The following is a 25,435-nucleotide window of genomic DNA, read 5'->3' as shown; positions in this document are numbered from 1 at the left end:
AATCAAAATGAATCGAGCGTTTCTTTACAATGCCAGTGCAAACATCATGACGTTTGTCTTGATGATGCTTATGTCTGTATGTTTAACACCGTATATCGTTCATACACTTGGAGTGGAAGCATTCGGCTTAATCCATCTGACGCAAAATATGATCAACTATTTATCGGTTATTACGGCTTCATTAAGTGCTGTGGTGGTGCGTTTTTTTTCTGTGGCGGCTCATAAAGGGGAAATGGAGAAGGCGCAGCGCTATCTCTCATCTTATTTCGTCAGTTCCATTTTTTTATCAATCAGTCTTTTTCTGTTTTGTCTCTTCATGTCCCGCCAGCTGGTAGAGTGGCTTCATGTGCCTGATGATCTCGCAAAGGACACACAGACCGCCTTTATATTAGGGGGTCTTTTATTTATGCTCAATTTTGTCATGTCCGGCATTGGGGCTGCGCCGTTTTATGCGAATAAGTTATATGTATCAAGTATTGGTCAGGCCATTCAGATGTTTTTGAGGGCACTGATGATTGTGCTGCTGTTTACATGGACGGCACCCGCCATCTGGCATATTCCACTTGCGGCTGTGATAGGAAGCTTGGCGGCTATGGGAATTGGTATCTATTATTTTAAAAAACTCATCCCTTGGTTTTCGTTTAAGTGGCGGCACGTTTCACTATCTTCTAGTCTCACACTTGTTCGATCAGGGGTCTGGCATTCTTTTGAGCAAATGGGGATTTTGCTATTTTTACAAATTGATTTATTGATGACGAATCTGCTCATTGGAGCGGAAGCGACGGGACAGTATGCGGCGATATTACAATTTCCATTATTATTACGCACACTAGCAGGAACATTGGCGGTTGTGTTTGCCCCAACGATTACGAAATTTTACTCAAATCAAGATGAAGAGGGTCTCATCCGATATGCAGCAAGTGCCATTAAGTGGAGCGGGTTATTTGTCGCGTTTCCAGCGGCTCTGCTAGGAGGACTTGCCGGTCCGCTCATGCTTTTGTGGCTTGGACCTGCCTTTGAAGAGCTGAAATGGCTCCTCATGATTCATGCTGCTTATTTATGCTTAACCTTGATGTTTTTACCGCTGACATATGTCCCGACCGCTTTTAATCGATTGAAGGTTCCGGCAGTGGTCACGCTCATATTAGGTGTATCCAATGTGCTTTTTGCCTATGGATTGACGCATACGCTTCAGCTTGGTTTATACGGCATTGCATCAGCAGGAGCGATTGTTTTATTGATCAAAAATATCGTGTTTCTGCCATTTTATACGGCCCGCATCACGAATCAGAAACGCACCATCTTTTACAAACATACGATGGTTCCACTTGCAGGAGCGCTCATGATTTGGGGCGTCTGTGCAGGAATTCAAGCGATTTATGACGTGACGTCCTGGTGGGAGCTGTTTTGTATTGGGGGTCTATGTTTCTTTCTCTATATGGGCTACTTGTATCAATTTGCAGGAACAAAACGAGAGCGGCAGCAGCTGGTGCGTAAGGTAAAACAAGCTGTTTCCCGCTAGTGAGAAAAGGAGATTTCATGATGAAAAGAATGTTAGATGTGGTGGTGGCATTGACGCTGCTCATCGCAGGCAGTCTTCTTTTTCTTGTGCTTTATGGACTGATTCGGTGGAAAATTGGGACGCCTGTGTTGTTTCGGCAGAAGCGGCCTGGTCTGTACGGCCGGCCATTTATGCTATATAAATTTCGGACGATGACCGATGAACGCGACGAGCACGGGGTGCTCCTGCCAGATCATCTACGATTAACTAAGACGGGCGCATTGATTCGCAAGCTCAGTCTTGATGAATTGCCGCAGCTAGTCAATGTTCTAAAAGGAGAGCTCAGTCTCGTTGGACCAAGGCCGCTTCTGATGGAATATTTGCCGATGTATACAGAGGAGCAAGCAAGGCGCCATCTTGTCAAGCCTGGCATTACTGGATGGGCACAGGTGAATGGAAGGAACACGATCTCCTGGGAGGAAAAATTCACCTATGATCTCTGGTATGTCGAGCATCAATCATTTTGGCTTGATATGAAAATTTTATGGATGACCTTGCTGAAAGTCATCAAAACAGAGGGGGTGCAGCAGCCGCATCATGCCACAGCTGAAAAATTCAAAGGAACCGATATATAAAGAGCAACCAATTGGTTTAATTGGGGCTGGTGGGCATAGCAAAGTCATTCAAGACATGATTGCTGCCCATCCCGATTACTCATTATGTGCTGTATTAGATGATCAATTTGAAGAGGCAGTCACTCAAAGCAGTATCTTGTATGGACCGATCTCCATGAGTCAAAAGCTGAGAGAGGCAATGCCACATATGAAATGGCTGATTGCGATCGGACAAAATGAGAGCAGACAGTTAGTAAAGGAACGCCTCTCTTTTGAAAACACGGCATTTGCCACACTCATCCATCCACGGGCGGTCGTAAGTCCATCAGCGGTCATTGGAAGGGGGAGTGTCGTGATGGCAACGGCAGTAGTTCAAGCAGATGCAGCAATCGGTGAACATGCGATTATCAACACAGGATCTATCATAGAGCATGACTGTATACTCGAATCGTTTGTCCATCTATCACCGGGAGCAGTGTTAACTGGCTGTGTGTCGGTACGAATGGGTACACATATTGGGGCAGGTGCTGTTGTGATACCCGGGACATCGATCGGAAGCTGGACAATCATTGGCGCAGGAGCCGCAGTAACAAGAGATATTGACGATCAGAAAGTCGCTGTAGGCATTCCTGCAATAGAAATCAAAGATCGGAGAGAGGGCGGGAGATGATGCAAGAAAGGAAACGAATTTACTTATCACCACCGCATATGAGCGGAAAAGAGTATTTGAAAATAGAGGAAGCTTTCAAAAGTAACTGGATTGCACCGCTTGGACCTCTTGTGAATGAATTTGAGCAGGCAGTTGCGCGCTATGCAGGAGTGAATGCAGGAGCGGCTCTATCTTCTGGAACAGCAGCCATTCACCTCGCATTAAAGCTGATTGGCGTTGAAAAAGGGGACATTGTCTTTTGTTCCACCCTCACATTTGTGGCAACTGCAAATCCGATTTTATACGAACAAGCCACACCCGTTTTTATTGATTCTGAAAGGGATACATGGAATATGTGTCCGCTTGCTTTAGAGAAAGCCTTTGTGGAATCAAAACGACTTGGAAAAATGCCCCGTGCTGTCATTGTCGTGCATTTATATGGACAAAGCGCAAAAATGGACGAGATCTTGGCGTTATGTGAAGCATATGATGTACCAGTCATTGAGGATGCGGCTGAATCGTTAGGCGCTCTTTATAAAGGAAAAAAAAGCGGCTCAATGGGCAGGTTCGGTGTCTATTCGTTTAATGGAAATAAAATCATTACAACATCAGGCGGCGGAATGCTTGTGAGTGATGATGAAGCTGCGATCGAACGCTGCCGCTTTCTCGCTTCACAGGCTAGAGAACGCGCGATGCATTATGAGCATCAAGAGATAGGATACAACTATCGCATGAGCAACCTGCTAGCAGGCGTCGGGATCGCTCAAATGGAAATACTGGACGAGCGTGTTGAACAAAAGCGCCGCATTTTCAGGCGTTATCAGGATGCGTTATCTCATGTTGAGGGGCTTTATTTCATGCCAGAATATCAAAACACCAAGTCCAACCGCTGGCTGACGACATTGACGATTGATTGTGATAAGCAAACGTCTCCAGTGGACATCATTGCTGCACTAGAAAAAGAACAGATTGAAGCAAGGCGTGTATGGAAGCCGCTGCACCAGCAGCCGCTCTTTCGTGATTGTCCATTTTATTCAGCTGCGAAAGGCACCCCCGTATCTGAGTTGTTATTTGAATCAGGGCTTTGTCTCCCCTCTGGAACAAGTATGACAGAAGCTGAACAGGATCGTATCATTGACATAATTCGTCATGCCCTGCGAGAAAAAACATTCACCTCTTCACAGGCTGCTCACTCGTAAGCAGCCTGCCTCTCTTTTTTATCAAATTCATCAATTAGTGGAATAAATAGGAATAAGTATTGCCGATTCGATTTAAATATGTTATTGACAACGGGGACCTTCCTCCTTAAAATGAAAATGATTATCAGCATCAATTAGGAGGAACATCTTATGTCGATTTGCATCCATTTTTTTCCGAAAATTAAAATAAATACAGTCATCCCTTTCCTGCTTATCTTTTTATTAGTAGGCTGCTCTCAAGCAAACAATGGAGCAGGTGGAGATAAGGATCATCCTGACATGATCACGATGGCCTGGCCGAGAGATATTGGCGAAATGAATCCGCACGTATACAACCCATCACAACTGTTCGCGCAATCAATGATTTATGAGCCATTGGTCAGCTATCAAAAGAATGGAAAGCTAAAACCTGAATTAGCGAAATCATGGGATGTGTCAAAGGATGGCAAGGTGTACACGTTCCATCTAAGAGACAATGTGACATTTTCAGATGGATCTGAGTTTAATGCAAACATTGTGAAAAAGAACTTTGATTCCATCTTAAAAAACAAGGACATACATAGCTGGTTAGGTGTGATAAAAAAAATCAAAAAGACAGAAGCAGTAGACAAGAAAACGTTTCAACTCACATTAACAGAGCCATATTATCCAACTGTTCAAGAATTAGCCGTTGTCCGCCCGGTTCGTTTCTTAGGCGAAGCAGGCTTCCCTAAAAACGGAGATACGTCAAAAGGAATTGAAAAACCAGTGGGGACAGGCCCTTGGGTATTAAAAACATATCAAAAAGATGACTATGCCATTTTCGAACGAAATGAACATTATTGGGGAGAAAAGCCAAAGGTCAAAGAAATCAAAGTCAAGGTCATCCCAGATGCGGAAACGAGAGTCATGGCATTTGAAAAAGGTGATGTAGATGTCCTTTACGGAGAAGGTACCATTAGCCTAGATGCCTACAAACAGTTAGAGGCGAGCGGTAAGTATGAAACAAAAATGTCAGAGCCTGTAGCAACGAGACAGCTTGTCATGAATACAAAAGTCGATCAGCTGTCAGATGAGAAAGTGCGACATGCCCTTCAATATGCGATCAATAAGAAATCAATGGTAGAGGGTGTCACCTCTGGCTTAGAGGATGAAGCAGATCACATATTGCCGACCAACATGCCTTACACATCTGATATTCATGTGAAGCCGTTCCAATATGATGTAGACAAAGCGAAAGCATTACTGGATGAAGCAGGCTGGACACTTCCAAAAGGAAAAACCGTTCGTGAAAAAGATGGAAAAACGCTTGAATTTAGTATGATGTATGATTCAGCAGAATCGATTCAAAAAGCGATGGCTGAGACGCTTCAAGCAGAATGGGGTGCCATTGGCGTTGGCGTCAAACTTGAAGGTGTAGAGCTGGCAACACAGGTGCAGCGCTTTAAAGCCAACAAGTTTGATATGAACTTCTTTAGCAACTACGGAGCACCATATGATCCGCATACATTTATGAACGTCGTCTCATCAGATGGTTTTGGATTCAAAGAAGCCATCTCAGCCTATCCAAATAAGGACAAGCTGATCAAAGAAATGAGCGAAATTCCATCAACAACCAATGAAAACAAACGAAAAGCACTTTATTCGTCTGTCTTATCTTCATTACAGGATCAAGGCGCAATTGTGCCAATCTCTTATTTTAAAAAGACAGCCGTTTATCAAAAAAATGTGAAGGACTTTGAGTTCCCAGCAAATCGCGATGAACATCCATTCACAGGTATTAAGCTGAAGTAATAGAAGGAAGGTTAGGAAATGGGCCGCTATATCGTCAAACGCATGCTATCAATCATCCCTGTATTTTTATTAGCCACTCTTTTCACGACTGGTATGATTCACCTTTCGCCAGTTGACCCGGCTGAGGCATATTTAGCAGCGGCTCATATCCAGCCAACGGATGAAATATTAGCGCAAAAACGAAGTGAATTTGGTTTAGACCAACCGTTTTATATGCAGTATCTTCACACCATTGAAAAAGTCATTCATCTTGATTTTGGCAAGTCATATATGTCTAACCAGCCTGTGCTCAATGAGGTGATGTATAGAATACCAGCGACGATTCAATTGGCGCTGACTAGCCTGCTGATTGCTATCTGTGTCAGCATTCCACTCGGCTTTTTCAGCGGTATGAGGAAAAATGGCATCGTTGATCATGTGAGCCGGCTCATTTCTTTCTTAGGAGCATCGATCCCGACATTTGTCTTGGGGTATTTGCTCATCTTCTTTTTTTCAGTGAAGCTCGATCTTCTACCGGTTGAAGGGGTGGGAACATGGGAGCATCTCATTCTGCCATCGGTCACACTGGCTGTCCCTTTAATTGCAATGTATACAAGGCTATTACGCTCAAGTGTGAGTGAGGTGCTTCAAGAGCCGTTTGTTCAATATGCGAGAATTAGAGGATTAAAGGAACGGTCAATCATGTTCAAGCATGTATTGAGAATCGCGATATCGCCAATGCTGACAGGGCTTGGGGTGAATCTTGGCAAGCTGCTGACAGGAACTATTATCGTAGAGGCTGTTTTTTCATGGCCAGGGTTTGGGCGCTTCTTTATTGAAGCAATCTTTAACCGGGATCTGCCGGTCATTCAATTCTATGTCCTCATGGCAGCAGGTATCTTTATCTTGAGCAGCTTGATTGTGGACTTACTTCAGCTGATCATTGACCCCCGTATTTCCAGAAAGGAAGGCCGCCAGTCATGATGACAAAAGGAAAATATCTCTTCTCTCATCAAAAGATGATCTCGATCTGCGTGGTGCTCCTTGGTCTATTGCTGATTGTGACAATATGTGCACCGTGGATCGCTCCACATGATCCGGCGGCTGTCAATCTAGCGATGAAGCTAAAGGGGTCTTCGTGGGAATATCCTCTTGGGACAGATCAATTAGGCCGATGCAATTTATCCCGAATTTTATATGGGGCACGTGTTTCGCTAGGCTGTGCGTTATTAATCTTTCTCTCTTCTTTATTGATTGGGTTAATCGTTGGTTTGTTGTCAGGTTACAAAGGCGGCTGGGTCGATCACGTCTTAATGAGATTCTGCGACGGAATCATGGCATTCCCGAACCTGGTGCTGATCCTTGGATTAGTCGGCATCTTCGGTCCTGGACTTTCTCAAGTCGTGCTGGCCTTGATGCTTGTGCAATGGGTATACTATGCTCGCGTCTTCCGAGGAATGGTGCTGAGTTTAAAAGAACAGAACTTTATTGCCGCTGCGAAAATTAGCGGGACATCCCACTGGAACATCATGAAAAAGCATATGATTCCAAATGTCCTGCCGCCACTGGCGGTCATTGGCACACTTGAAATGGGCTGGGCGATTATGGACATTTCAGCAATGTCCTTTCTCGGATTAGGCGTTCAGCCTCCTATGCCTGAATGGGGAGCGATGATCCATGAAGGGAAGTCGTATATTCAAACGAATCCTCAGTTGATGCTCTATCCAGGTCTTGTCATCATGGCTGTCGTCGTCCTCTTTAATTTACTAGGAGAAGCCCTTTCAGAGAAATATGGTATCAAACGCCGTGTGTAAAGGAATGATCAATGTGCAAGAGTCCATTTTACAAATAGAGAACCTGCATGTGCAGTCGAAAACGCCTCATGGGACAACCTCTCTTATTCAGGACGTATCGTTTGAAGTAGGGCGAGGTCAAATCGTTGGATTAATAGGTGAGAGCGGCTGCGGGAAAACGGTGACAAGTATGTCAATCTTACATATGCTTGACCAGAAAACAACGGATGTTACTGGCAGCATCACATTAAAAGGACGAGAATTGATCGGTCTGAGTGAAAGGGATATGCGGTCTATTCGGGGCAAGGACATCTCATATATTATGCAAAATCCAATGAACAGCTTTACGCCAGTATGGACGATCGGTCATCAGCTGATTGAAACCATCCGCCAGCACACCTCTGTCAGTAAAAGGCAGGCAAAAGCGAAGGCAATGGATGCGCTAGCGCAAATGAATCTGCCGCAGCCAGACAAGTTGTTAAACAAGTATCCCTTTGAACTAAGCGGCGGCATGCTGCAGCGTGTCATGATTGCCATGGCTGCCTGTATGCACCCGCCTCTCCTCATAGCAGATGAACCAACAACTGCTTTAGATGTACACACGCAGAAGCTGGTGCTTGAGCATCTGAACCACATTCGTCATGAGTATGGAACCGCCATTTTGCTCATTACTCACGACCTTGGCGTCATTGCAGAAATGGCAGATCAGGTTGTTGTCATGAGGCAGGGAGAAATAGTAGAAAAAGCAGAAGTGCTTGAGCTTTTTGAAAACCCAAAGCATGATTATACAAAGAAACTATTAGCAGCTCGTCCATCCATCCCAGCTGTTTGTCCGATTTGAGGTGAGAAGGCCATTGCATTTATTAGAAGTGAAAGCAGTTAGTCATTCATACAACAGCCGGTCGTTTCTGATGAGAAAAAAAGGCGCAGACCAAGTCTTAAACGGCGTCAATTTGCTCGTTGAAGAAGGCACGTGCGTCGGATTGCTAGGGCAAAGCGGCGCAGGGAAAAGCACGCTAGGCCGTATCATACTTGGTCTAGAGAAGCCAAAAGCCGGTCAGGTTTTTTTTGAAGGTCAGGATATATATTGTGCAGACCAAAGAACACGCAAACATTATCGCCGGCATGTGCAAGCGGTGTTTCAAGATTCATACTCGGCGGTGAATCCAAGGTGGACCGTCGAACAAATTTTATCCGAACCGCTTGAAAACTATGAAACGATGAGCCGAAAAGAACGCAAAAGCGTGCTGATCCATTGGCTGGAAAGAGTCGGGCTCAGTGAAAAGGACTTGTCTAAATATCCGCATCAATTCAGCGGCGGCCAGCTGCAAAGGATCAACATTGCAAGAGCCTTATTGTTGCAGCCAAAGCTCGTCGTACTGGATGAATCCGTCAGCAGCTTAGATATGGTCACACAGGGTGTCATTTTAGATTTATTAGTAGAATTAAAGAAGGAACTGGGTGTCGCTTACTTATTTATTACACATGATATGACGGCAGCCTATCACTTAAGTGATCAATTGGCGATATTAGATCAAGGTGAACTTGTTGCACAATTTCGATCAAAGGATGATTTCTTTTCATCAGAAGAGAAAGCGGTGCAAAAGATGAGAGAGGCAATGCTGGCAGACCATCCTTTGTCCCGAACGATTGGCAGACCAGTTCGATAAATCGTCATTTCATCAATGCCTCTTTTAGAAGAGGCTATTTTTCATGAAAGGCAGGTAGCATCGTGAACCATCGAGCGTATTTAGCTTTAGCCATTCCTTTAACCATCTCAACGATGACGACACCATTACTTGGAGCTGTTGATACAGCCGTTGTTGGTCAGCTTGCCAATCCCGCGTATATTGGAGGCGTCGCAGTTGGCAGTCTCATTTTCAGTACACTCTATTGGCTCTTTGGTTTTTTGCGGGTGAGTACATCTGCTTTTGCCGCTCAGGCAAACGGGGCGCAGAGTGAAGAGCAGGGTGTACTTGCTTTTCTGAGACCATTTTTAATCGCCATCATTGTCGGCCTTTGTTTTATTGCCCTGCAATGGCCCATTATTCAATCTGCTTTTCTCGTGATCTCTCCCGCTGCGGATGTTCGGCAATTTGCAGCAGATTACTTTCATATTCGGATTTGGGGTGCACCGTTTACCTTGATGAATTATGTGATATTAGGCTGGCTGATGGGAATGGCAAAAATGAAGGAAGCCCTCTCTTTACAAATCTTGATCAATGTCATGAATATGGTCCTTGCTCTTCTGCTTGTTCATGTGTTTTCGTTTGCAGTTAAAGGGGTGGCGGCCGCGACATTGATCTCTGAATTAACTGCTTTTGTACTAGGCGCATGGATCATCATGAAGCATTCAAAAAACGGGTTCCAGATGCCGTCTATTAAGAAAATCATGGATACACGGGCAGTGCAGAAAATGTTTCATGTGAATAAAGATTTGTTTATTCGGACGATTTGTCTGCTTGTCGTGATTAACATGTTTACAGCAAAAGGCGCTTCTTTTGGAACAGAAATGTTGGCGGCCAATGCCATCTTATTTCAAATTCACTACATCATGGCTTATTTGTTCGATGGTTTTGCCAATGCATCCAGCATCCTTGTGGGCAGGTCAGTTGGTGCAAATGACCGCACCCTTTATGAGAGAACGTTAACCCTTTCGAGGCAGTGGGCGCTTGTCATGGCATGCCTCATTGCGTCGTTGTATTTTCTCTTAAAAGAGCCGATCTTGGGCTTGTTTACAAATCTCCCGCGTCTTCTAGATGTGACATTGGGCTATGCAGACTGGCTCGTTCTCTATCCGTTTGCCGCTTGTTTCGGTTTGGTCATATACGGCGTATTTACAGGTGCGACAGAAATTGCCCCTGTCAGAAATTCGATGCTGTTTGCGATGATCTTGTTTATCGTTGTTCAAGCAGCAGTTACGCCTATTTGGCACAATCACGGACTATGGTTTGCCTTTATCATCTATACTACCGGACGGTCTGGCTTTTTGATGATGTACAAATCAAGGCTCGATCAGAAGCTTTTCGCAAATGAAAAACACCCTTTGCCATCATGACAAAGGGTGTTCTTGTTCGTTCATTCGCTTTCTTTTTTCACCTTTTGATACGCCTCATCAAGGTGTTGAATTCGCTTCAAAACCACAGCATTTTTGGTCAGCTGATCTTGTACAAGCGTTGACACCACTGAGCGGTAATAGGCATTCATCGCATGAATCTTGTCTTCATTTTGATTCATGGTGATGTGCTGTTTCAAGTTGTCAACAAAGTATGGAACGGAAAAAAGTTCAGACATGGGAATCACTCCTATTTCGTATATACGGTCCGTCAATCTTCATGTAAAATGATGAGAGGGAGGGGAGACAATGAGCCTTAATCTGCAACAAGAACAAGTATTAAAGCAGGTGCTCACACAAGAACTCAGGCAGGCCATTACATTGCTCCAGCTGAATAGCACTGAGCTTGGCGAGTATCTTGACCAGTTAGCGCTTGAGAACCCTCTGATTGAGCGGAAAGACACGGACAGCTATCAACCAGTTTATCATAAAAAATCTCAAGACCGAATGACAGAGCCGTATCGAACGCATCAAAAAGAAAGCCTGCAAATGTATTTAAAGAAACAAGCCATTGATTTGAATCTAAGTGAAAAAAATCAAAGGATCTTTCACTTTATGATCGAGTCCATTGATTCCAATGGCTATTTAAATGAACCGGTTGACGAGATGGCAGCTGTCTTAAAGGTGTCAGCTGAAGAAGTAGAAGCCGTCCTTCATCAGCTTCAATCGCTAGAGCCTGCCGGTATAGGTGCAAGATCTTTACAAGAATGCATCCTGCTTCAGCTGAGAAGAAAAAAGGAGCGCTGGTATGAAGCCGAGCTGATCATCGATGAGCACTTCTTTCTCTTTGCAAGAAAGGCATGGAAGGAAATTGCGGCGAAAACAGGCATTTCTATGAAAACACTTCAAGCGGTACAAGATGAGGTGTCGCAGCTTGAGCCAAGACCAGGCATCCATTTCTCATACGAAGAAGACCATGTGTATATAGAGCCGGATGTGACGATTACTGTCGTGCAGGACCACATCACATTTGAGCTGAATCAGCGCGCTTTCCCAGATGTTGAAATGAATGAAGGATACTTCGCCATGATGCAAGACCAAAAGCGGCATGAAGCATATGTGTATTTAAAGGAAAAAGAGCAGCAGTACAATTGGCTAGTCCAAGCGTTGAAGCAAAGAAAACAAACGATGACTCATGTCGTTCGTGAGATTATCTTACATCAGACAGATTTTTTCCTTACAGGGAAACATAAAATGAAACCGCTTACGATGAAGCGTATCGCAGATATATTGCAAGTGCATGAGTCCACAGTCAGCCGAACAGTGAAAGGGAAAATGGTGCAAACCCCTTATGGCCTCATGGAAATGAAACAATTTTTCCAAGCAAAGCTAGAAGGACCCTCGCTGGAAGAGGCGTCCAGCTATACAGTCAAGACGTACATCGCAGAGCTGATCCAAACAGAAAATAAGAAAAAACCGTATTCAGATCAGCAAATGATGACGCAGCTTCAGCAAACCTTTGGCATCCGAGTGTCGCGCAGAACCATTGCGAAATATCGTGAACAAATGAATCTTCCATCATCTACACTGCGGAAGCGCTATGATTAAAAAGAAGTACTTGCCAGAAACATGGCAGGTGCTTTTTTTAATTGGAAGCAAGGCACACAGAAGATTTTTTGAAAATTAAATCGGGGAGACGTGTGAACGGAAATTTTGGGGTAAAGTATAAGATAGGGCATGAGCCGATAAGGGTAGACAACAGTGATGAGGTGAGACCAATTGAAATATAAACAAATCAAAACCAAAAAAATATATGAAGAAATTGCGGATGCATTAATTGAATCCATTCGCACTGGTGAGCTTCTTCCGGGAGAAAAATTAGATTCGGTTCAAGCGCTCTCAGAAAGCTTTCAAGTCAGCCGTTCCGCTGTGAGAGAGGCACTGTCTGCTCTCAAAGCGATCGGATTAATAGAGATGAAACAAGGGGAAGGCACATATGTGAAGCAGTTCGATCCTGAACAGCTCGCATTTTCTTTATCCCCTGCATTTTTAATGAAGCAGCATGATGTCAGGCAGCTCCTTGAAGTGAGAACCATTATTGAAATAGGTGCTGTCAAAAAGGCGGCGCTGTTTCGGACGGACGATGACCTTCATCAGCTGCGTGAAGCACTCGAACAAATGAGGCAGGCAGAAGCCCATGAAGAAATTGGTGAAGAGGCAGATCTTACCTTCCATCTTGCATTAGCCAAAGCCTCGAAGAATGACGTACTAAAGGTGTTAATGAATCAAGTCTCAACCTTGTTAGTAGAAACGATGCGGGAAACGAGAAAAGTCGTGTTATTCTCAACGAAAGCCTCCATTCGGAAGCTTTACGAAGAACATGAACAAATTTACAAAGCCGTCATGGCAAGGCAGCCAGAAGAAGCAGAGAAAGCGATGCTTACGCATTTAAAAAATGTAGAAAATCTGCTCGGTGATGTGCTGCAAAACCCAGCAGAACAGTCAGATACACAATAAGCTGTGCCGAATGATGGCACAGCTCTATTATTGAAGAGAAATATGTAGCTTTTTCATTCGATATTGCAGACTTTGCCTGCTCATGCCCAATAACTTTGCAGTCTGTGAAATATTATCGTCCATTTTTTCTAAGTAATGGACGATGTATTGTTTTTCGAACCGCTCCATTTGGGTTTGGAAATCAGTCGTCTGTTCAGGGCTTGTATACACAAAGGTGTCAGCAGCTGCGGTTTGCTGCAGAGAATTTGTTTGCAATTGCGCCTTAGGACGGCCTTCCCCGTGCTTAAATCTAAAATGATAGGGAAGGTGATGCATGCCTAAGTCGTCTTCATCCATCATCATATTCATCCCCGCCTCAATCACATGCTCCAGTTCTCTTACATTGCCTGGCCAATCATACGCCTTAAAAAGGGCAAGTACCTCTTCATCAGCCGCCTTCACCTTCATTTGAAACAGCTCATTATATTTTTGAATAAAATGATTCACAAACGTAGGAATGTCCTCTTTTCGCTCAGAAAGCGGCGGAATAAATAAGGTGACAATACCGAGACGATAAAATAAATCCTTGCGCATGCGACCGCCTGCGATTGCATCCACAGGGTCCTCGTTCATATTGGCAATCACTCTTACATCAACAGCGATTTCCTTTGTGCTGCCCAGCCTTCTCACGCGTTTCTCCTGTAAGACGCGCAGTAGTTTTGCTTGAAGATGAGGATTCAGTGAATTGATCTCATCTAAAAGCAAGGTTCCTCCTTGCGCCTGCTCAAATAAGCCAGGCTGATCAGCTGCCCCCGTAAAAGCCCCTTTTTGTGTACCAAAGAGCAGGCTTTCAATCAGATTATCAGGCAGTGCGGCACAATTTTGGGTAATAAATGGTCCAGATGCCCGGCTGCTGCCGTTATGAATGCTTTGAGCAAACAGTTCTTTCCCAGTCCCAGTTTCGCCAACAATGAGCACATAAGAAGAGGTGCGTGTCGCTCGTTTCGCATGCTCAATCACCTCTAAAAATGCAGGGCTTTGTCCAATAATAGAGTCGAAGGTAAAGCGAGTGCTTCCTTTCTTCTTCATATTGTGATGAATCAGCCGTTCCAGCTTGGTCACATCATTCGAAATTTCAACAGCCCCTTGAATGAGACCGTCTCGAACAAGCGGGTATGTATGGTTAATCGTTGTAATTTCTTTTCCATTGTAATTATGATACGTCTGCTTGGCATGTACAGTTTGTTTCCCGGTACGCAGCGCTTGGACAAGTGTACTGTGCATCTCATCTTGAAAGGCGAAGAAATCGAGCACATTTTTATGGAGAACATCAGAGCGTTTTAAAGACTCGATCTCCATCATTTTTTTATTATAAACAACCGTATGTCCATTCTCGTCAATTGCATGAACCCCGACATCAATTAAATCGAGCATTTGTTTATATAAATCAATCTCATTTTCAAGCTTTGCGGTATGCAGATCTTTTTTCACTTGCGCCACCTCCTGACGTTACCTCTATTTTACATGAAAAATTTTGCGGTTTCCTCTAAAAAATTTGGCACATGCAAATAAATTTTGCGGAATGAATGAGATAGCCCCCCGTGATCAAGCGGTCAGAAAGTTGGCACGATCCTTGCATAACATATGGATGAAGATGAACCCAATTGAAAAAAGCTACCTTACAGAAGGAGGAATAGATGATGACACAGACAAATGAATTGATTCAACAAACAGAGCAATATGGAGCGGCAAACTATCATCCGTTGCCAATTGTGATTTCAGAGGCTGAGGGGGTGTGGGTGACAGACCCTGAAGGTAATCGATATATGGATATGCTGAGTGCGTATTCCGCAGTGAACCAAGGACATCGCCATCCCCTCATTATTGAAGCGCTAAAAAAACAGGCAGACCGCGTGACACTCACGTCGAGAGCCTTTCATAATGATCAGCTTGGTCCTTGGTATGAAAAAATTTGCAAACTGACGAATAAAGACACGGCACTCCCAATGAATACAGGTGCTGAGGCTGTAGAAACCGCTGTAAAAGCAGCGAGACGCTGGGGCTATGATGTGAAGGGAATCGAAGAGAATCGTGCAGAAATCATTGCATGTGTTGGCAATTTCCATGGGAGAACGATGACGGCTGTGTCTCTTTCCTCAGAAGCAGAATACCAGAGAGGTTTCGGTCCAATGCTTCCTGGAATTAAGCTGATTCCTTACGGAGATATTGAAGCATTACGTGAAGCGATCTCACCACAGACAGCGGCTTTCCTCATTGAACCGATTCAAGGTGAAGCGGGTATTGTTATGCCGCCAGAAGGTTTCTTGAAAGATGCCAAAGCGCTTTGTGAACAAGAACATGTGCTGTTCATTGCGGATGAGATTCAAGTGGGGTTAGCACGAACAGGTAAGATGTTTGCGTGTGATTGGGAAGACATTGAGCCAGATATGCTGATTCTTGGGAAAGCTTTAGGCGGCGGAGTATTCCCAATCTCGTGTGTTGTAGCAAACCGCGATATTTTAGGCGTGTTTAACCCTGGTTCTCATGGGTCTACCTTCGGAGGAAATCCTCTTGCGTGTGCGGTGTCGCTTGCAGCACTGGATGTTTTAATTGACGAAAAGCTTGCAGCACGCTCGATGGAACTTGGCGAATACTTCAAAGACAAATTGTCACGCATTCAAAGTCCTGTGATTAAAGAAGTGCGCGGCCGCGGACTATTTATAGGCATGGAGCTGACAGAGGCAGCTAGACCTTATTGTGAAAAGCTGAAGCAAGCAGGATTGTTATGTAAGGAAACCCATGAAACAGTCATCCGTTTTGCACCACCACTGACCATTTCAAAAGAAGATTTAGACTGGGCGATTGGTCATATTGAAGCACTATTTCAAGCTTAAATGACAAAGGGGGAGGAAGCTTCACTTTCTCCCTTTCTTTTTCAATGAACAGCGAATTTTGTCAAAGGATGATGAATAGAAGAGGGAAAGTGGGGAAGTGGATTTGATGCAAGAACAGCATAATGAACTAGAGCGTTCCATGAAAAGCAGACATCTCTTTATGATTGCCTTAGGCGGCGTCATCGGTACGGGCCTTTTCCTTGGATCAGGATTGATTATTCATCAGGCAGGACCAGGGGGAGCCATTCTATCGTTTATCATTGGCGGATTTTTAATGTATTTGGTCATGCTGTGTCTTGGAGAATTAGCAGTGGCAATGCCGACAGCGGGTTCCTTTCAGGAATATGCAACCAAATATATCGGCCCGTCCACAGGCTTTATGATCGGCTGGCTGTATTGGTTTAGCTGGGCGTGTACGATTGGACTGGAGTTTACATCAGCAGGCATATTGCTCCAAAGGTGGTTTCCAGATATCCCGGTTTGGCTCTGGTGTCTAGCATTTAGTGTCATATTATTTGCCGTGAATGCCATCTCTGCTCGCAGCTTCGCTGAAACGGAGTTTTGGTTTTCAGCCATCAAGGTTGCGGCCATCCTATTGTTTATTATCATCGGAATTGGCGCAATTTTCGGAATGATCCATTTAAAAGGCGGAGAACCAGCCCCTTTATTTCGTCATTTGACGGATCATGGCGGACTATTTCCTAATGGTGTTTTTGCTATTTTATTAACCATGGTCACCGTCAATTTCTCCTTCCAAGGAACAGAACTTGTAGGGATCGCAGCAGGTGAGAGTGAAAGCCCTGAAAAAACATTGCCTCGATCAATACGAAATATTATTTGGAGAACAATGGTCTTTTTCGTTTTATCCATTGCGGTTTTAGCCGCACTTCTTCCATGGCAGACAGCAGGCGCTGTCGACAGTCCGTTTGTGGTCGTGCTGGACAAGGTCGGCATCCCATATGCTGCAGATATCATGAATTTTATTATTATCACAGCTGTCTTATCTGTAGCAAACTCTGGATTGTATGCATCATCACGTATGCTCTGGTCGCTTTCAAAGGACGGGAAAGGACCTGACTTTACGAAAAAGCTGTCCAAGCGTAAAATCCCAATCAATGCATTATTGGTGACAATGGGTGTATCCGCTCTATCTTTGCTCACAAGTGTTGTGGCGCCAAAAACGGTGTATGTGTGGCTTATTTCAATTTCTGGAATGGTTCTTGTTGTGGTGTGGATGTCCATTTGTTTGTCTCAATATTTCTTTAGAAAACAATTCATAAAAGACGGTGGAGATGTAAAGGATCTTGTTTTCCGTACGCCGCTTTATCCATTTGTCCCACTAGCAGGCTTCACCGCATTTGGCATCGTGCTCATCAGCCTATTCTTTATTGAGGATCAGCGGATTGGCCTTTATTGCGGCGTTCCGTTCATGGCAGCCTGCTACATCATTTATTATCTCAAAATCAAACCGAAAGAAGAGGCAAAGCGTTTCGCCGAAGAGGAAGGAGTCCCAAAAACATAAAAGACCGACTAGACCAAAAAATGTGCATGCGGACCTCTTACGCATGCACACTTTCATGGATGAATTCATTCAATATAGAAGAAAATAAAATATTTTGAAAAGAAATATCATAGCAAGAACCTTGATGACAAGCAGGTTATCGGTGAAAATGTGTCTATTTTTTGTCTAAATGTGTTTGTAAGAGTTGAAAATGCAAGATTATCCTGTTAAAATAATTAAAGAAAGCAGGGATTGATTTTTTTTGGCTGTGGCGGGACGTTTTTTGTCACAGTGGGACGTTTTTAGTCCAACGTGAAAAGAAAGGGTCGTTAGCCATGAATCGTTTATTAGAAGCTCAAAAAAAATTATTGCCAGATCTTCTCACAGTTATGCAAAAACGCTACGACATTTTGCAATACATCAGGCTAGCTGAACCAATCGGCCGCAGAAGCCTTGCGACGAGTCTAGGTCTCAGTGAACGCATCTTAAGAGCTGAAGTTCAGTTCTTAAAAGAACAAAATCTGCTGGATGTCAAAACGAGCGGTATGATGCTGACGACTGAAGGTCATGCTTTGCTTGAAATGCTTGAAGGAATGATGAAGGACGTTTTAGGCTTAACCTTTTTGGAAAATACATTAAAGAGGAAGTTAGGCCTAGAAGAAGTCATGATCGTTTCTGGTGACAGTGACGAATCCCCGTGGGTGAAGCAAGAAATGGGAAGAGCTGCTGTGCAGTGTATGAAAAAAAGGTTTACTGGAAATAATATCGTCGCCGTCACTGGCGGAACGACGATGGAAGCCGTTGCCGAAATGATGACCCCTGATGCCAAAAACAGAGACATGATGTTTGTCCCTGCAAGAGGCGGTCTTGGGGAGAATGTAAAAAATCAGGCAAACACCATTTGTGCCCACATGGCTGAAAAAGCTTCCGGTACTTACAAACTGCTGTTTGTTCCAGGACAGCTGTCAGAAGGTGCTTACTCTTCCATTATTGAAGAGCCATCAGTCAAAGAAGTGCTTCAAACGATTAAATCATCCACGATGCTCATTCATGGAATCGGTGAAGCAAAAACAATGGCGATGAGACGAAACACACCAGCTGAAGATTTAAAAAAGATTGATGAGCATGACGCAGTGACAGAGGCCTTTGGCTATTACTTTAACCGTGATGGTGAGGTCGTCCACAAAGTGCACTCCGTCGGCATGCAGCTAGATGATTTAGAAAGCATTCCACACATCATTGCTGTTGCAGGTGGATCATCAAAGGCAGGGGCCATTGAAGCTTATTTCAAAAAACCCCGCCGAACGGTTCTCGTCACAGACGAAGGAGCCGCAAAAGAGTTATTAAGGGAGTCAATTGATCCCTCAATATAAAACATTGTGACCTATAAAAGGAGGAAACATCATGGCAGTAAAAGTCGGTATTAACGGATTTGGACGTATTGGACGTAACGTATTTCGTGCAGCATTAAACAATCCTGAAGTTGAGGTAGTAGCGGTTAACGATCTAACAGACGCTAACATGCTTGCACACCTTTTACAATATGACTCTGTTCACGGAAAACTAGATGCAGAGGTTTCTGTAGACGGTACGAACTTAGTAGTGAACGGTAAAACAATCGAAGTATCAGCTGAACGTGACCCTGCAAAATTAAGCTGGGGTAAACAAGGCGTAGAAATCGTTGTTGAATCTACTGGATTCTTCACAAAACGTGCAGACGCTGCAAAACACTTAGAAGCTGGCGCTAAAAAAGTCATCATCTCTGCTCCTGCTAACGAAGAAGATATCACAATCGTTATGGGTGTAAACGAAGACAAATACGATGCAGCTAGCCACGATGTCATCTCTAATGCATCTTGTACAACAAACTGCTTAGCTCCATTTGCAAAAGTACTTAACGATAAATTTGGCATTAAACGCGGTATGATGACAACTGTTCACTCATACACAAATGACCAACAAATTCTTGATCTTCCGCACAAAGACTACCGTCGTGCTCGTGCAGCTGCGGAAAACATCATCCCAACTTCTACAGGTGCTGCAAAAGCTGTTTCACTTGTATTGCCTGAACTTAAAGGTAAATTAAACGGTGGCGCTATGCGTGTTCCAACACCTAACGTTTCTTTAGTTGACCTTGTAGCTGAATTAAACCAAGATGTAACGGCTGAAGATGTAAATGCAGCACTTAAAGAAGCAGCTGAAGGAGAACTTAATGGAATCCTTGGCTACAGCGAAGAGCCATTAGTATCTGGTGACTACAATGGTAATGCAAACTCTTCAACAATCGATGCTCTTTCTACAATGGTAATGGAAGGCAGCATGGTGAAAGTCATTTCTTGGTACGATAACGAGAGTGGATATTCTCACCGCGTTGTTGACCTTGCAGCTTACATTGCAAAACAAGGTCTTTAATTTGTCACACTGAAGGAACTCACTTGGTTCTTTCCTAGAGACACGATATAATGAAGACGGACAAGGGAAGGGGAAGCATCCCTTTCCCTTTTTCTCTGTTTTTATCCGTTCTGCACGATTTCTCGTTTTGATGAGGGCAAAATGGGAAAAGGATAAAGAGAGACTTGTCCAATGCGTAAGGAAACCAGAATAAAGGAGGATCTCCTGACGAGCATGAATAAGAAATCAGTAAAAGACATTGACGTAAAAGGTAAAGTTGTGTTCTGCCGCGTAGATTTTAACGTTCCAATGAAAGACGGAAAAGTGACGGATGATACTCGTATTCGCGCAGCATTACCAACGATTGAGTATTTAACAGGACAAGGCGCAAAGGTACTGCTAGCTAGTCATTTGGGTCGTCCGAAGGGTCAAGTTACTGAAGAATTGCGTCTGACACCTGTAGCGAAACGTCTGCAAGAGCTTCTTGGACAAGAAGTGAAAAAAGCGGATGAAGCTTATGGCGACAACGTGAAAAAGCAAATCTCTGACTTAAAAGAAGGAGATGTGCTAGTGCTTGAAAACGTTCGTTTCTATCCTGGTGAAGAAAAGAACGATCCTGAACTATCAAAAGCATTTGCTGATTTAGCTGATGTGTATGTCAATGATGCGTTCGGTGCTGCACACCGTGCACATGCATCCACTGCTGGTATTGCAGCATATCTTCCGGCTGTTTCGGGCTTCCTCATGCAAAAAGAGCTTGAGGTTCTAGGAAAAGCCATTTCAAACCCTGATCGCCCATTTACAGCGATTATTGGTGGCGCAAAAGTAAAGGATAAAATCGGTGTCATTGAAAGTCTTCTTGATAAAGTGGACAACCTCATCATCGGCGGCGGACTTGCTTACACATTTGTGAAAGCACTAGGCCACGAAGTAGGAAAATCTTTATTAGAAGAAGACAAAGTTGATTTAGCAAAATCCTTTATGGACCGTGCAAAAGAAAAAGGCGTGAACTTCCTGATTCCAACAGATGTTCTGGTAGCCGACGACTTTTCAAATGATGCAAATACGAGCATTGTGCCAATCTCTGAAATTCCAAGTGATCTAGAAGCACTTGATATTGGAACAGAGACAATAGGCAAGTACGCTGATGTCATTAAAAACAGCAAACTTGTTGTTTGGAATGGACCAATGGGTGTATTTGAAATCGACGCATTCGCTAAAGGAACAAAAGCAATCGCAGAAGCACTGGCAGAAGCAAAAGATACATATTCTGTCATTGGTGGTGGAGACTCAGCAGCAGCTGTTGAGAAATTTGGTCTTGCTGATCAGATGAGCCATATTTCTACAGGCGGCGGCGCTTCACTTGAATTTATGGAAGGCAAAGAGCTTCCAGGTGTTACTGCATTAAACGATAAATAAGACCAAAACTGCTATAAGGAAGTGTCAATCATGAGAAAACCAATTATAGCTGGGAACTGGAAAATGAACAAAACACTTGGCGAAGCGGTTAGCTTCGTTGAAGAAGTCAAGTCATCCATTCCATCTCCTGACAAAGTGGAAGCAATTGTCTGTGCGCCAGCCCTTTTCCTTGAAAAGCTCAACAGCCTTTCTAACGGAACAGACCTTAAAATTGGTGCACAAAACATGCACTTTGAAGAAAATGGTGCATTCACTGGTGAAATCAGCCCTGCTGCGCTAAAAGATCTTGGCATTGGCTACTCAGTGATCGGTCATTCAGAGCGCCGTGAATTCTTTGCTGAAACAGATGAAACAGTGAACAAAAAAGCACATGCTGCATTCAAGCATGGCATCGTTCCAATTATCTGTGTAGGTGAAACGCTTGAAGAGCGTGAAGCTGGCAAAACAAATGAACTTGTCGCTGATCAAGTGAAGAAAGCACTAGCTGGTTTAACAACTCAGCAAGTCGCTGAATCTGTCATTGCATATGAGCCAATTTGGGCGATCGGTACAGGGAAATCTTCTACAGCGAAAGATGCAAACGACGTTTGTGCGCATATCCGTCAAACGGTTGCAAGTGAATATGGTCAAGAAGCGGCAGACAGCCTTCGCATTCAATATGGCGGAAGCGTGAAACCTGCGAATATTAAAGAATATATGGCAGAATCCGATATTGACGGTGCTTTGGTAGGCGGCGCAAGCTTAGAACCTCAGTCTTTCGTTCAATTATTGGAGGAAGGTCAATATGAGTAAGAAACCAGCTGCATTAATCATCTTAGATGGATTCGGTTTAAGAGGCGAAACAGTCGGTAACGCTGTTGCCCAAGCAAAGAAACCGAACTTCGACCGCTACTGGAACGAATTCCCGCATCAAACCTTAACGGCTTCAGGTGAGGCAGTAGGCCTCCCGCAAGGTCAAATGGGGAACTCTGAGGTTGGGCATTTGAACATCGGTGCAGGACGCATTGTGTATCAAAGCTTAACAAGAGTGAATGTTGCCATTCGTGATGGGGAATTTGAGAAAAACGAAACGTTCCTAGAGGCAATGACTTATGCAAAAGAGAATGACAAGGCCCTTCATTTATTCGGTCTCTTGTCAGACGGCGGTGTGCACAGCCACATCCAGCATCTTTTTGCCTTGCTGAAACTAGCGAAAAAAGAAGGCTTAACAAAAGTATACATTCATGGCTTCTTGGATGGACGTGATGTTGGTCAGAAGACAGCCAAAGTGTACTTAAAACAGCTTGAAGAACAAATCAAAGAAATCGGTGTCGGAGAAGTAGCAACACTTTCTGGACGCTATTACTCAATGGACCGTGACAAACGCTGGGATCGTGTGGAGAAAGCATATCGCGCGATGGCGTATGGTGAAGGCCCAAGTTATCAAAACATCTATGATGTCGTTGATGACTCCTATGAAAATGGAATCTACGATGAATTCGTTATTCCATCTGTCATCACGAGAGAAAACGGTGAGCCAGTTGCTAAAGTAAACGACGGCGATTCTGTGATTTTCTATAACTTCCGCCCAGACCGTGCGATCCAAATTTCGAACACCTTCACAAATGAAGATTTCCGCTCATTTGACCGCGGGGAAGCACATCCGAAGAATTTACACTTCGTCTGCTTCACACACTTCAGTGAAACGGTTGATGGCTATGTTGCTTTCAAACCAGTGAATTTGGATAACACAGTAGGAGAAGTGCTAGCGCAAAATGGATTGAAACAGCTGCGGATTGCTGAAACAGAGAAATATCCTCACGTGACGTTCTTTATGAGCGGTGGACGTGAAGAAGAATTTCCTGGTGAAGACCGCATCTTGATCAATTCGCCAGATGTGGCAACCTATGACCTCAAGCCAGAAATGAGCGCTTATGAGGTAAAGGATGCACTTGTTGCAGACATCAATGCTGACAAGCATGATGCGATCATCCTGAACTTTGCTAACCCGGATATGGTTGGTCACTCAGGTATGCTCAAGCCAACAATCAAAGCCATTGAAGCAGTAGATGAGTGCTTAGGAGCTGTTGTCGACGCAATCCTAGCAAAAGGCGGACATGCCATCATCACGGCAGACCACGGTAACGCAGACGTGCTGATTACCGAAGAAGGAAAGCCGCATACTGCACATACGACAAACCCTGTTCCAGTCATCGTAACGAAAAAAGGTGCAACGCTTAGAGAAGGCGGCATTCTAGCCGATCTATCTCCAACCCTTTTAGACTTACTTGGTGTTGAAAAACCAAAAGAGATGACAGGAACATCATTGATTCAGAAATAACAAATTGATTCAAAAGGAGAGAAATAACAATGCCATACATTGTTGACGTATATGCACGCGAAGTATTAGACTCTCGCGGTAACCCAACAGTTGAAGTAGAAGTTTACACAGAATCTGGCGGCTTTGGCCGTGCACTAGTACCAAGTGGTGCTTCTACAGGTGAATATGAAGCAGTAGAACTACGTGACGGAGACAAAGACCGTTACCTTGGAAAAGGTGTTCTGACAGCTGTAAACAACGTAAACGAAATCATTGCACCAGAGCTTTTAGGCTTTGATGTCACTGAACAAGTAGCAATTGACAAAATGTTAATCGAACTTGACGGAACAGAAAACAAAGGGAAATTAGGCGCAAACGCAATCCTTGGCGTATCTATCGCTGTAGCACGTGCGGCTGCTGATTTCTTACAAATTCCACTTTACCAATACCTTGGTGGATTCAACTCCAAAACGCTTCCAGTGCCAATGATGAACATCGTCAACGGCGGAGAGCATGCGGATAACAACGTAGACATTCAAGAATTCATGATTATGCCTGTAGGTGCCCCAAACTTCCGTGAAGCACTTCGCATGGGCGCACAAATCTTCCATAGCCTGAAATCTGTATTAAGTGCAAAAGGCTTAAACACAGCTGTAGGTGACGAAGGTGGATTCGCTCCAAACCTTGGTTCTAACGAAGAAGCACTTCAAACAATCGTAGAAGCGATTGAAAAAGCTGGTTTCAAACCAGGTGAAGAAGTGAAACTTGCAATGGATGCTGCATCTTCTGAGTTCTACAACAAAGAAGACGGTAAATATCATTTATCAGGTGAAGGTGTTGTGAAAACATCTGCTGAAATGGTTGACTGGTATGAAGATATGGTATCGAAATACCCAATCATCTCGATCGAAGACGGCCTTGATGAAAACGACTGGGAAGGTCACAAACTATTAACTGAGCGCCTTGGCAGCAAGGTTCAGCTAGTAGGAGATGACTTATTCGTGACAAACACGAAGAAGCTTTCTGAAGGAATCAAAAACGGCGTTGGTAACTCAATCCTAATCAAAGTAAACCAAATCGGTACATTAACTGAAACATTTGATGCAATCGAAATGGCAAAACGTGCAGGATACACAGCTGTGATCTCTCACCGCTCTGGTGAAACAGAAGACAGCACAATTGCAGACATCGCTGTTGCAACAAACGCTGGACAAATCAAAACAGGTGCTCCGTCTCGTACGGACCGTGTGGCGAAATACAACCAATTACTTCGCATCGAAGATCAATTGGCTGAAACAGCTCAATACCACGGCATTGAAACATTCTATAACTTGAATAAATAATGTAATGCCACGCGCTGCGTTCCGCTCTTATATAAGAGTGGGCGCAGCGTTTTTTTGTTGAATGAGATCCCGCAGCTGTTTCAATAGTCGCATCCTATTTTTGTAAAAAGTCGTCCTTCGGTCAGAGGGAAAGCGCGCAGCTCGACTATTTATAAGCAATAGATCATGAAAAATCGACTAAAAATATGATCTGAAATGAACTTATGTTTTCTGTATGGGGGATGGTATCATTTTACATATATTAGGGGGTGATGAGATGCTGAATCCTTTTAGCCTTCGTTTTCCAGTAGGAGTGTATATGTATGTCCTTCACCTACTGGCGGCCTATGATGAAAGGAAGCAACGAATTCTAACTTCTAAGAACGTACAGAAAAATGCATTTTGGATTTATGTCCTTGCCGCTATTTTAGGTATTGTGACAGTCGCAGCATTGATTTGGGCATGCAAGACTTTTGGAAAAGGCTCTAAATTTTTAGGCGAATTCAAGTTTTTAGGCATGTACGTGAAAATCAAATGCGGTTTCTAACAG

The 25,435-nt window shown here is 43.9% G+C and carries 23 protein-coding genes; 21 read left to right on the top strand and 2 right to left on the bottom strand.

Translation table 11 applies throughout. The annotated features are described in order from the left end of the window. Nucleotides 1-7: 7 nt before the first annotated feature. The 10 genes from SB660_RS10735 (at nt 8) to SB660_RS10690 (ending at nt 10,566) form a co-directional block, all read left to right on the top strand. Nucleotides 8-1,522 (top strand): MATE family efflux transporter, encoded by a 1,515-nt coding sequence (locus SB660_RS10735; protein ID WP_323639389.1) that lies wholly within the window; start codon nt 8-10, stop codon nt 1,520-1,522. 20 nt (nt 1,523-1,542) lie between these two features. Beyond that, nucleotides 1,543-2,136 carry a sugar transferase gene (locus SB660_RS10730; RefSeq protein ID WP_081106472.1) on the top strand — a complete coding sequence of 198 codons (594 nt, stop codon included), beginning with the start codon at nt 1,543-1,545 and terminating at the stop codon, nt 2,134-2,136. Beyond that, nucleotides 2,099-2,785 (top strand): acetyltransferase, encoded by a 687-nt coding sequence (locus SB660_RS10725; RefSeq protein ID WP_342498006.1) that lies wholly within the window; start codon nt 2,099-2,101, stop codon nt 2,783-2,785. Before SB660_RS10730 ends, SB660_RS10725 begins: the two co-directional genes overlap by 38 nt. After that, nucleotides 2,785-3,963: a DegT/DnrJ/EryC1/StrS family aminotransferase gene (locus tag SB660_RS10720; protein WP_061410271.1), complete on the top strand. Its 1,179-nt coding sequence runs from the start codon at nt 2,785-2,787 to the stop codon at nt 3,961-3,963. The genes SB660_RS10725 and SB660_RS10720 overlap by 1 nt, the downstream gene beginning before the upstream one ends. A 150-nt stretch (nt 3,964-4,113) precedes the next feature. After that, the gene (gene nikA, locus SB660_RS10715) at nt 4,114-5,736 is read left to right on the top strand and encodes a nickel ABC transporter substrate-binding protein (RefSeq protein ID WP_058013650.1); all 1,623 of its coding nucleotides are present in this window, start codon (nt 4,114-4,116) and stop codon (nt 5,734-5,736) included. Between the two features lie 18 nt (nt 5,737-5,754). Then, entirely contained in the window at nt 5,755-6,699 is a 945-nt protein-coding gene (gene nikB, locus SB660_RS10710; RefSeq protein ID WP_061409677.1) for a nickel ABC transporter permease subunit NikB, read from the top strand. Next, complete coding sequence (gene nikC, locus SB660_RS10705; protein ID WP_323639384.1) at nt 6,696-7,529, top strand: nickel ABC transporter permease subunit NikC; 834 nt, start codon at nt 6,696-6,698, stop codon at nt 7,527-7,529. Before nikB ends, nikC begins: the two co-directional genes overlap by 4 nt. A 4-nt stretch (nt 7,530-7,533) precedes the next feature. Continuing rightward, on the top strand, nt 7,534-8,349 hold the full coding sequence (nikD, locus tag SB660_RS10700; protein ID WP_410582468.1) for a nickel import ATP-binding protein NikD: 816 nt from the start codon (nt 7,534-7,536) through the stop codon (nt 8,347-8,349). A gap of 13 nt (nt 8,350-8,362) precedes the next feature. Further along, the gene (gene nikE, locus SB660_RS10695) at nt 8,363-9,178 is read left to right on the top strand and encodes a nickel import ATP-binding protein NikE (RefSeq protein ID WP_061409673.1); all 816 of its coding nucleotides are present in this window, start codon (nt 8,363-8,365) and stop codon (nt 9,176-9,178) included. A 62-nt stretch (nt 9,179-9,240) separates the two neighbouring features. Next, nucleotides 9,241-10,566 (top strand): MATE family efflux transporter, encoded by a 1,326-nt coding sequence (locus SB660_RS10690; protein WP_061409671.1) that lies wholly within the window; start codon nt 9,241-9,243, stop codon nt 10,564-10,566. Between the two features lie 20 nt (nt 10,567-10,586). Here SB660_RS10690 and yvfG read toward each other — a convergent pair whose 3' ends face one another. Beyond that, nucleotides 10,587-10,802 (bottom strand): protein YvfG, encoded by a 216-nt coding sequence (gene yvfG, locus SB660_RS10685; protein ID WP_058013655.1) that lies wholly within the window; start codon nt 10,800-10,802, stop codon nt 10,587-10,589. Nucleotides 10,803-10,872: 70 nt separating this feature from the next. Here yvfG and rpoN point away from each other — a divergent pair, with 70 nt between their 5' ends. Both rpoN and SB660_RS10675 read left to right on the top strand, forming a co-directional pair. Further along, nucleotides 10,873-12,171: an RNA polymerase factor sigma-54 gene (gene rpoN, locus SB660_RS10680; RefSeq protein ID WP_061409669.1), complete on the top strand. Its 1,299-nt coding sequence runs from the start codon at nt 10,873-10,875 to the stop codon at nt 12,169-12,171. 171 nt (nt 12,172-12,342) lie between these two features. Continuing rightward, a complete protein-coding gene (locus SB660_RS10675; protein WP_058013657.1) occupies nt 12,343-13,080 on the top strand; it encodes a FadR/GntR family transcriptional regulator in 738 nt (245 codons plus the stop codon). Nucleotides 13,081-13,107: 27 nt separating this feature from the next. On the opposite strand, the gene SB660_RS10670 is transcribed toward SB660_RS10675, so the two are convergent. Then, a complete protein-coding gene (locus tag SB660_RS10670; RefSeq protein ID WP_339163935.1) occupies nt 13,108-14,550 on the bottom strand; it encodes a sigma-54 interaction domain-containing protein in 1,443 nt (480 codons plus the stop codon). Between the two features lie 209 nt (nt 14,551-14,759). Between SB660_RS10670 and SB660_RS10665 the strand changes: the two genes are divergently transcribed. The 9 genes from SB660_RS10665 (at nt 14,760) to SB660_RS10625 (ending at nt 25,432) form a co-directional block, all read left to right on the top strand. Beyond that, nucleotides 14,760-15,953 (top strand): ornithine--oxo-acid transaminase, encoded by a 1,194-nt coding sequence (locus SB660_RS10665; RefSeq protein WP_410582464.1) that lies wholly within the window; start codon nt 14,760-14,762, stop codon nt 15,951-15,953. A gap of 106 nt (nt 15,954-16,059) precedes the next feature. Beyond that, complete coding sequence (locus tag SB660_RS10660; protein ID WP_061409664.1) at nt 16,060-17,475, top strand: amino acid permease; 1,416 nt, start codon at nt 16,060-16,062, stop codon at nt 17,473-17,475. Between the two features lie 314 nt (nt 17,476-17,789). Then, nucleotides 17,790-18,827 carry a sugar-binding transcriptional regulator gene (locus tag SB660_RS10655; protein ID WP_058013660.1) on the top strand — a complete coding sequence of 346 codons (1,038 nt, stop codon included), beginning with the start codon at nt 17,790-17,792 and terminating at the stop codon, nt 18,825-18,827. 31 nt (nt 18,828-18,858) lie between these two features. Beyond that, the gene (gap, locus tag SB660_RS10650) at nt 18,859-19,866 is read left to right on the top strand and encodes a type I glyceraldehyde-3-phosphate dehydrogenase (protein WP_012011304.1); all 1,008 of its coding nucleotides are present in this window, start codon (nt 18,859-18,861) and stop codon (nt 19,864-19,866) included. Between the two features lie 213 nt (nt 19,867-20,079). Next, on the top strand, nt 20,080-21,264 hold the full coding sequence (locus SB660_RS10645) for a phosphoglycerate kinase (protein ID WP_003213359.1): 1,185 nt from the start codon (nt 20,080-20,082) through the stop codon (nt 21,262-21,264). A gap of 30 nt (nt 21,265-21,294) precedes the next feature. After that, nucleotides 21,295-22,056 (top strand): triose-phosphate isomerase, encoded by a 762-nt coding sequence (tpiA, locus tag SB660_RS10640; protein ID WP_034660024.1) that lies wholly within the window; start codon nt 21,295-21,297, stop codon nt 22,054-22,056. Next, on the top strand, nt 22,049-23,584 hold the full coding sequence (gene gpmI / locus SB660_RS10635; protein ID WP_410582461.1) for a 2,3-bisphosphoglycerate-independent phosphoglycerate mutase: 1,536 nt from the start codon (nt 22,049-22,051) through the stop codon (nt 23,582-23,584). The genes tpiA and gpmI overlap by 8 nt, the downstream gene beginning before the upstream one ends. A 29-nt stretch (nt 23,585-23,613) precedes the next feature. Next, on the top strand, nt 23,614-24,906 hold the full coding sequence (eno, locus tag SB660_RS10630) for a phosphopyruvate hydratase (protein WP_012011300.1): 1,293 nt from the start codon (nt 23,614-23,616) through the stop codon (nt 24,904-24,906). A gap of 256 nt (nt 24,907-25,162) precedes the next feature. Next, on the top strand, nt 25,163-25,432 hold the full coding sequence (locus SB660_RS10625; RefSeq protein WP_012011299.1) for a hypothetical protein: 270 nt from the start codon (nt 25,163-25,165) through the stop codon (nt 25,430-25,432). The last annotated feature ends 3 nt before the right edge of the window (nt 25,433-25,435 follow it).

Origin of the sequence: Bacillus sp. SIMBA_005, assembly GCF_046535585.1 — a bacterium.
Classification (GTDB): Bacteria; Bacillota; Bacilli; order Bacillales; family Bacillaceae; genus Bacillus; species Bacillus pumilus.
Note: the sequence above shows the minus strand (reverse complement) of the source record. Positions and strands in the feature narration are given on the sequence as shown.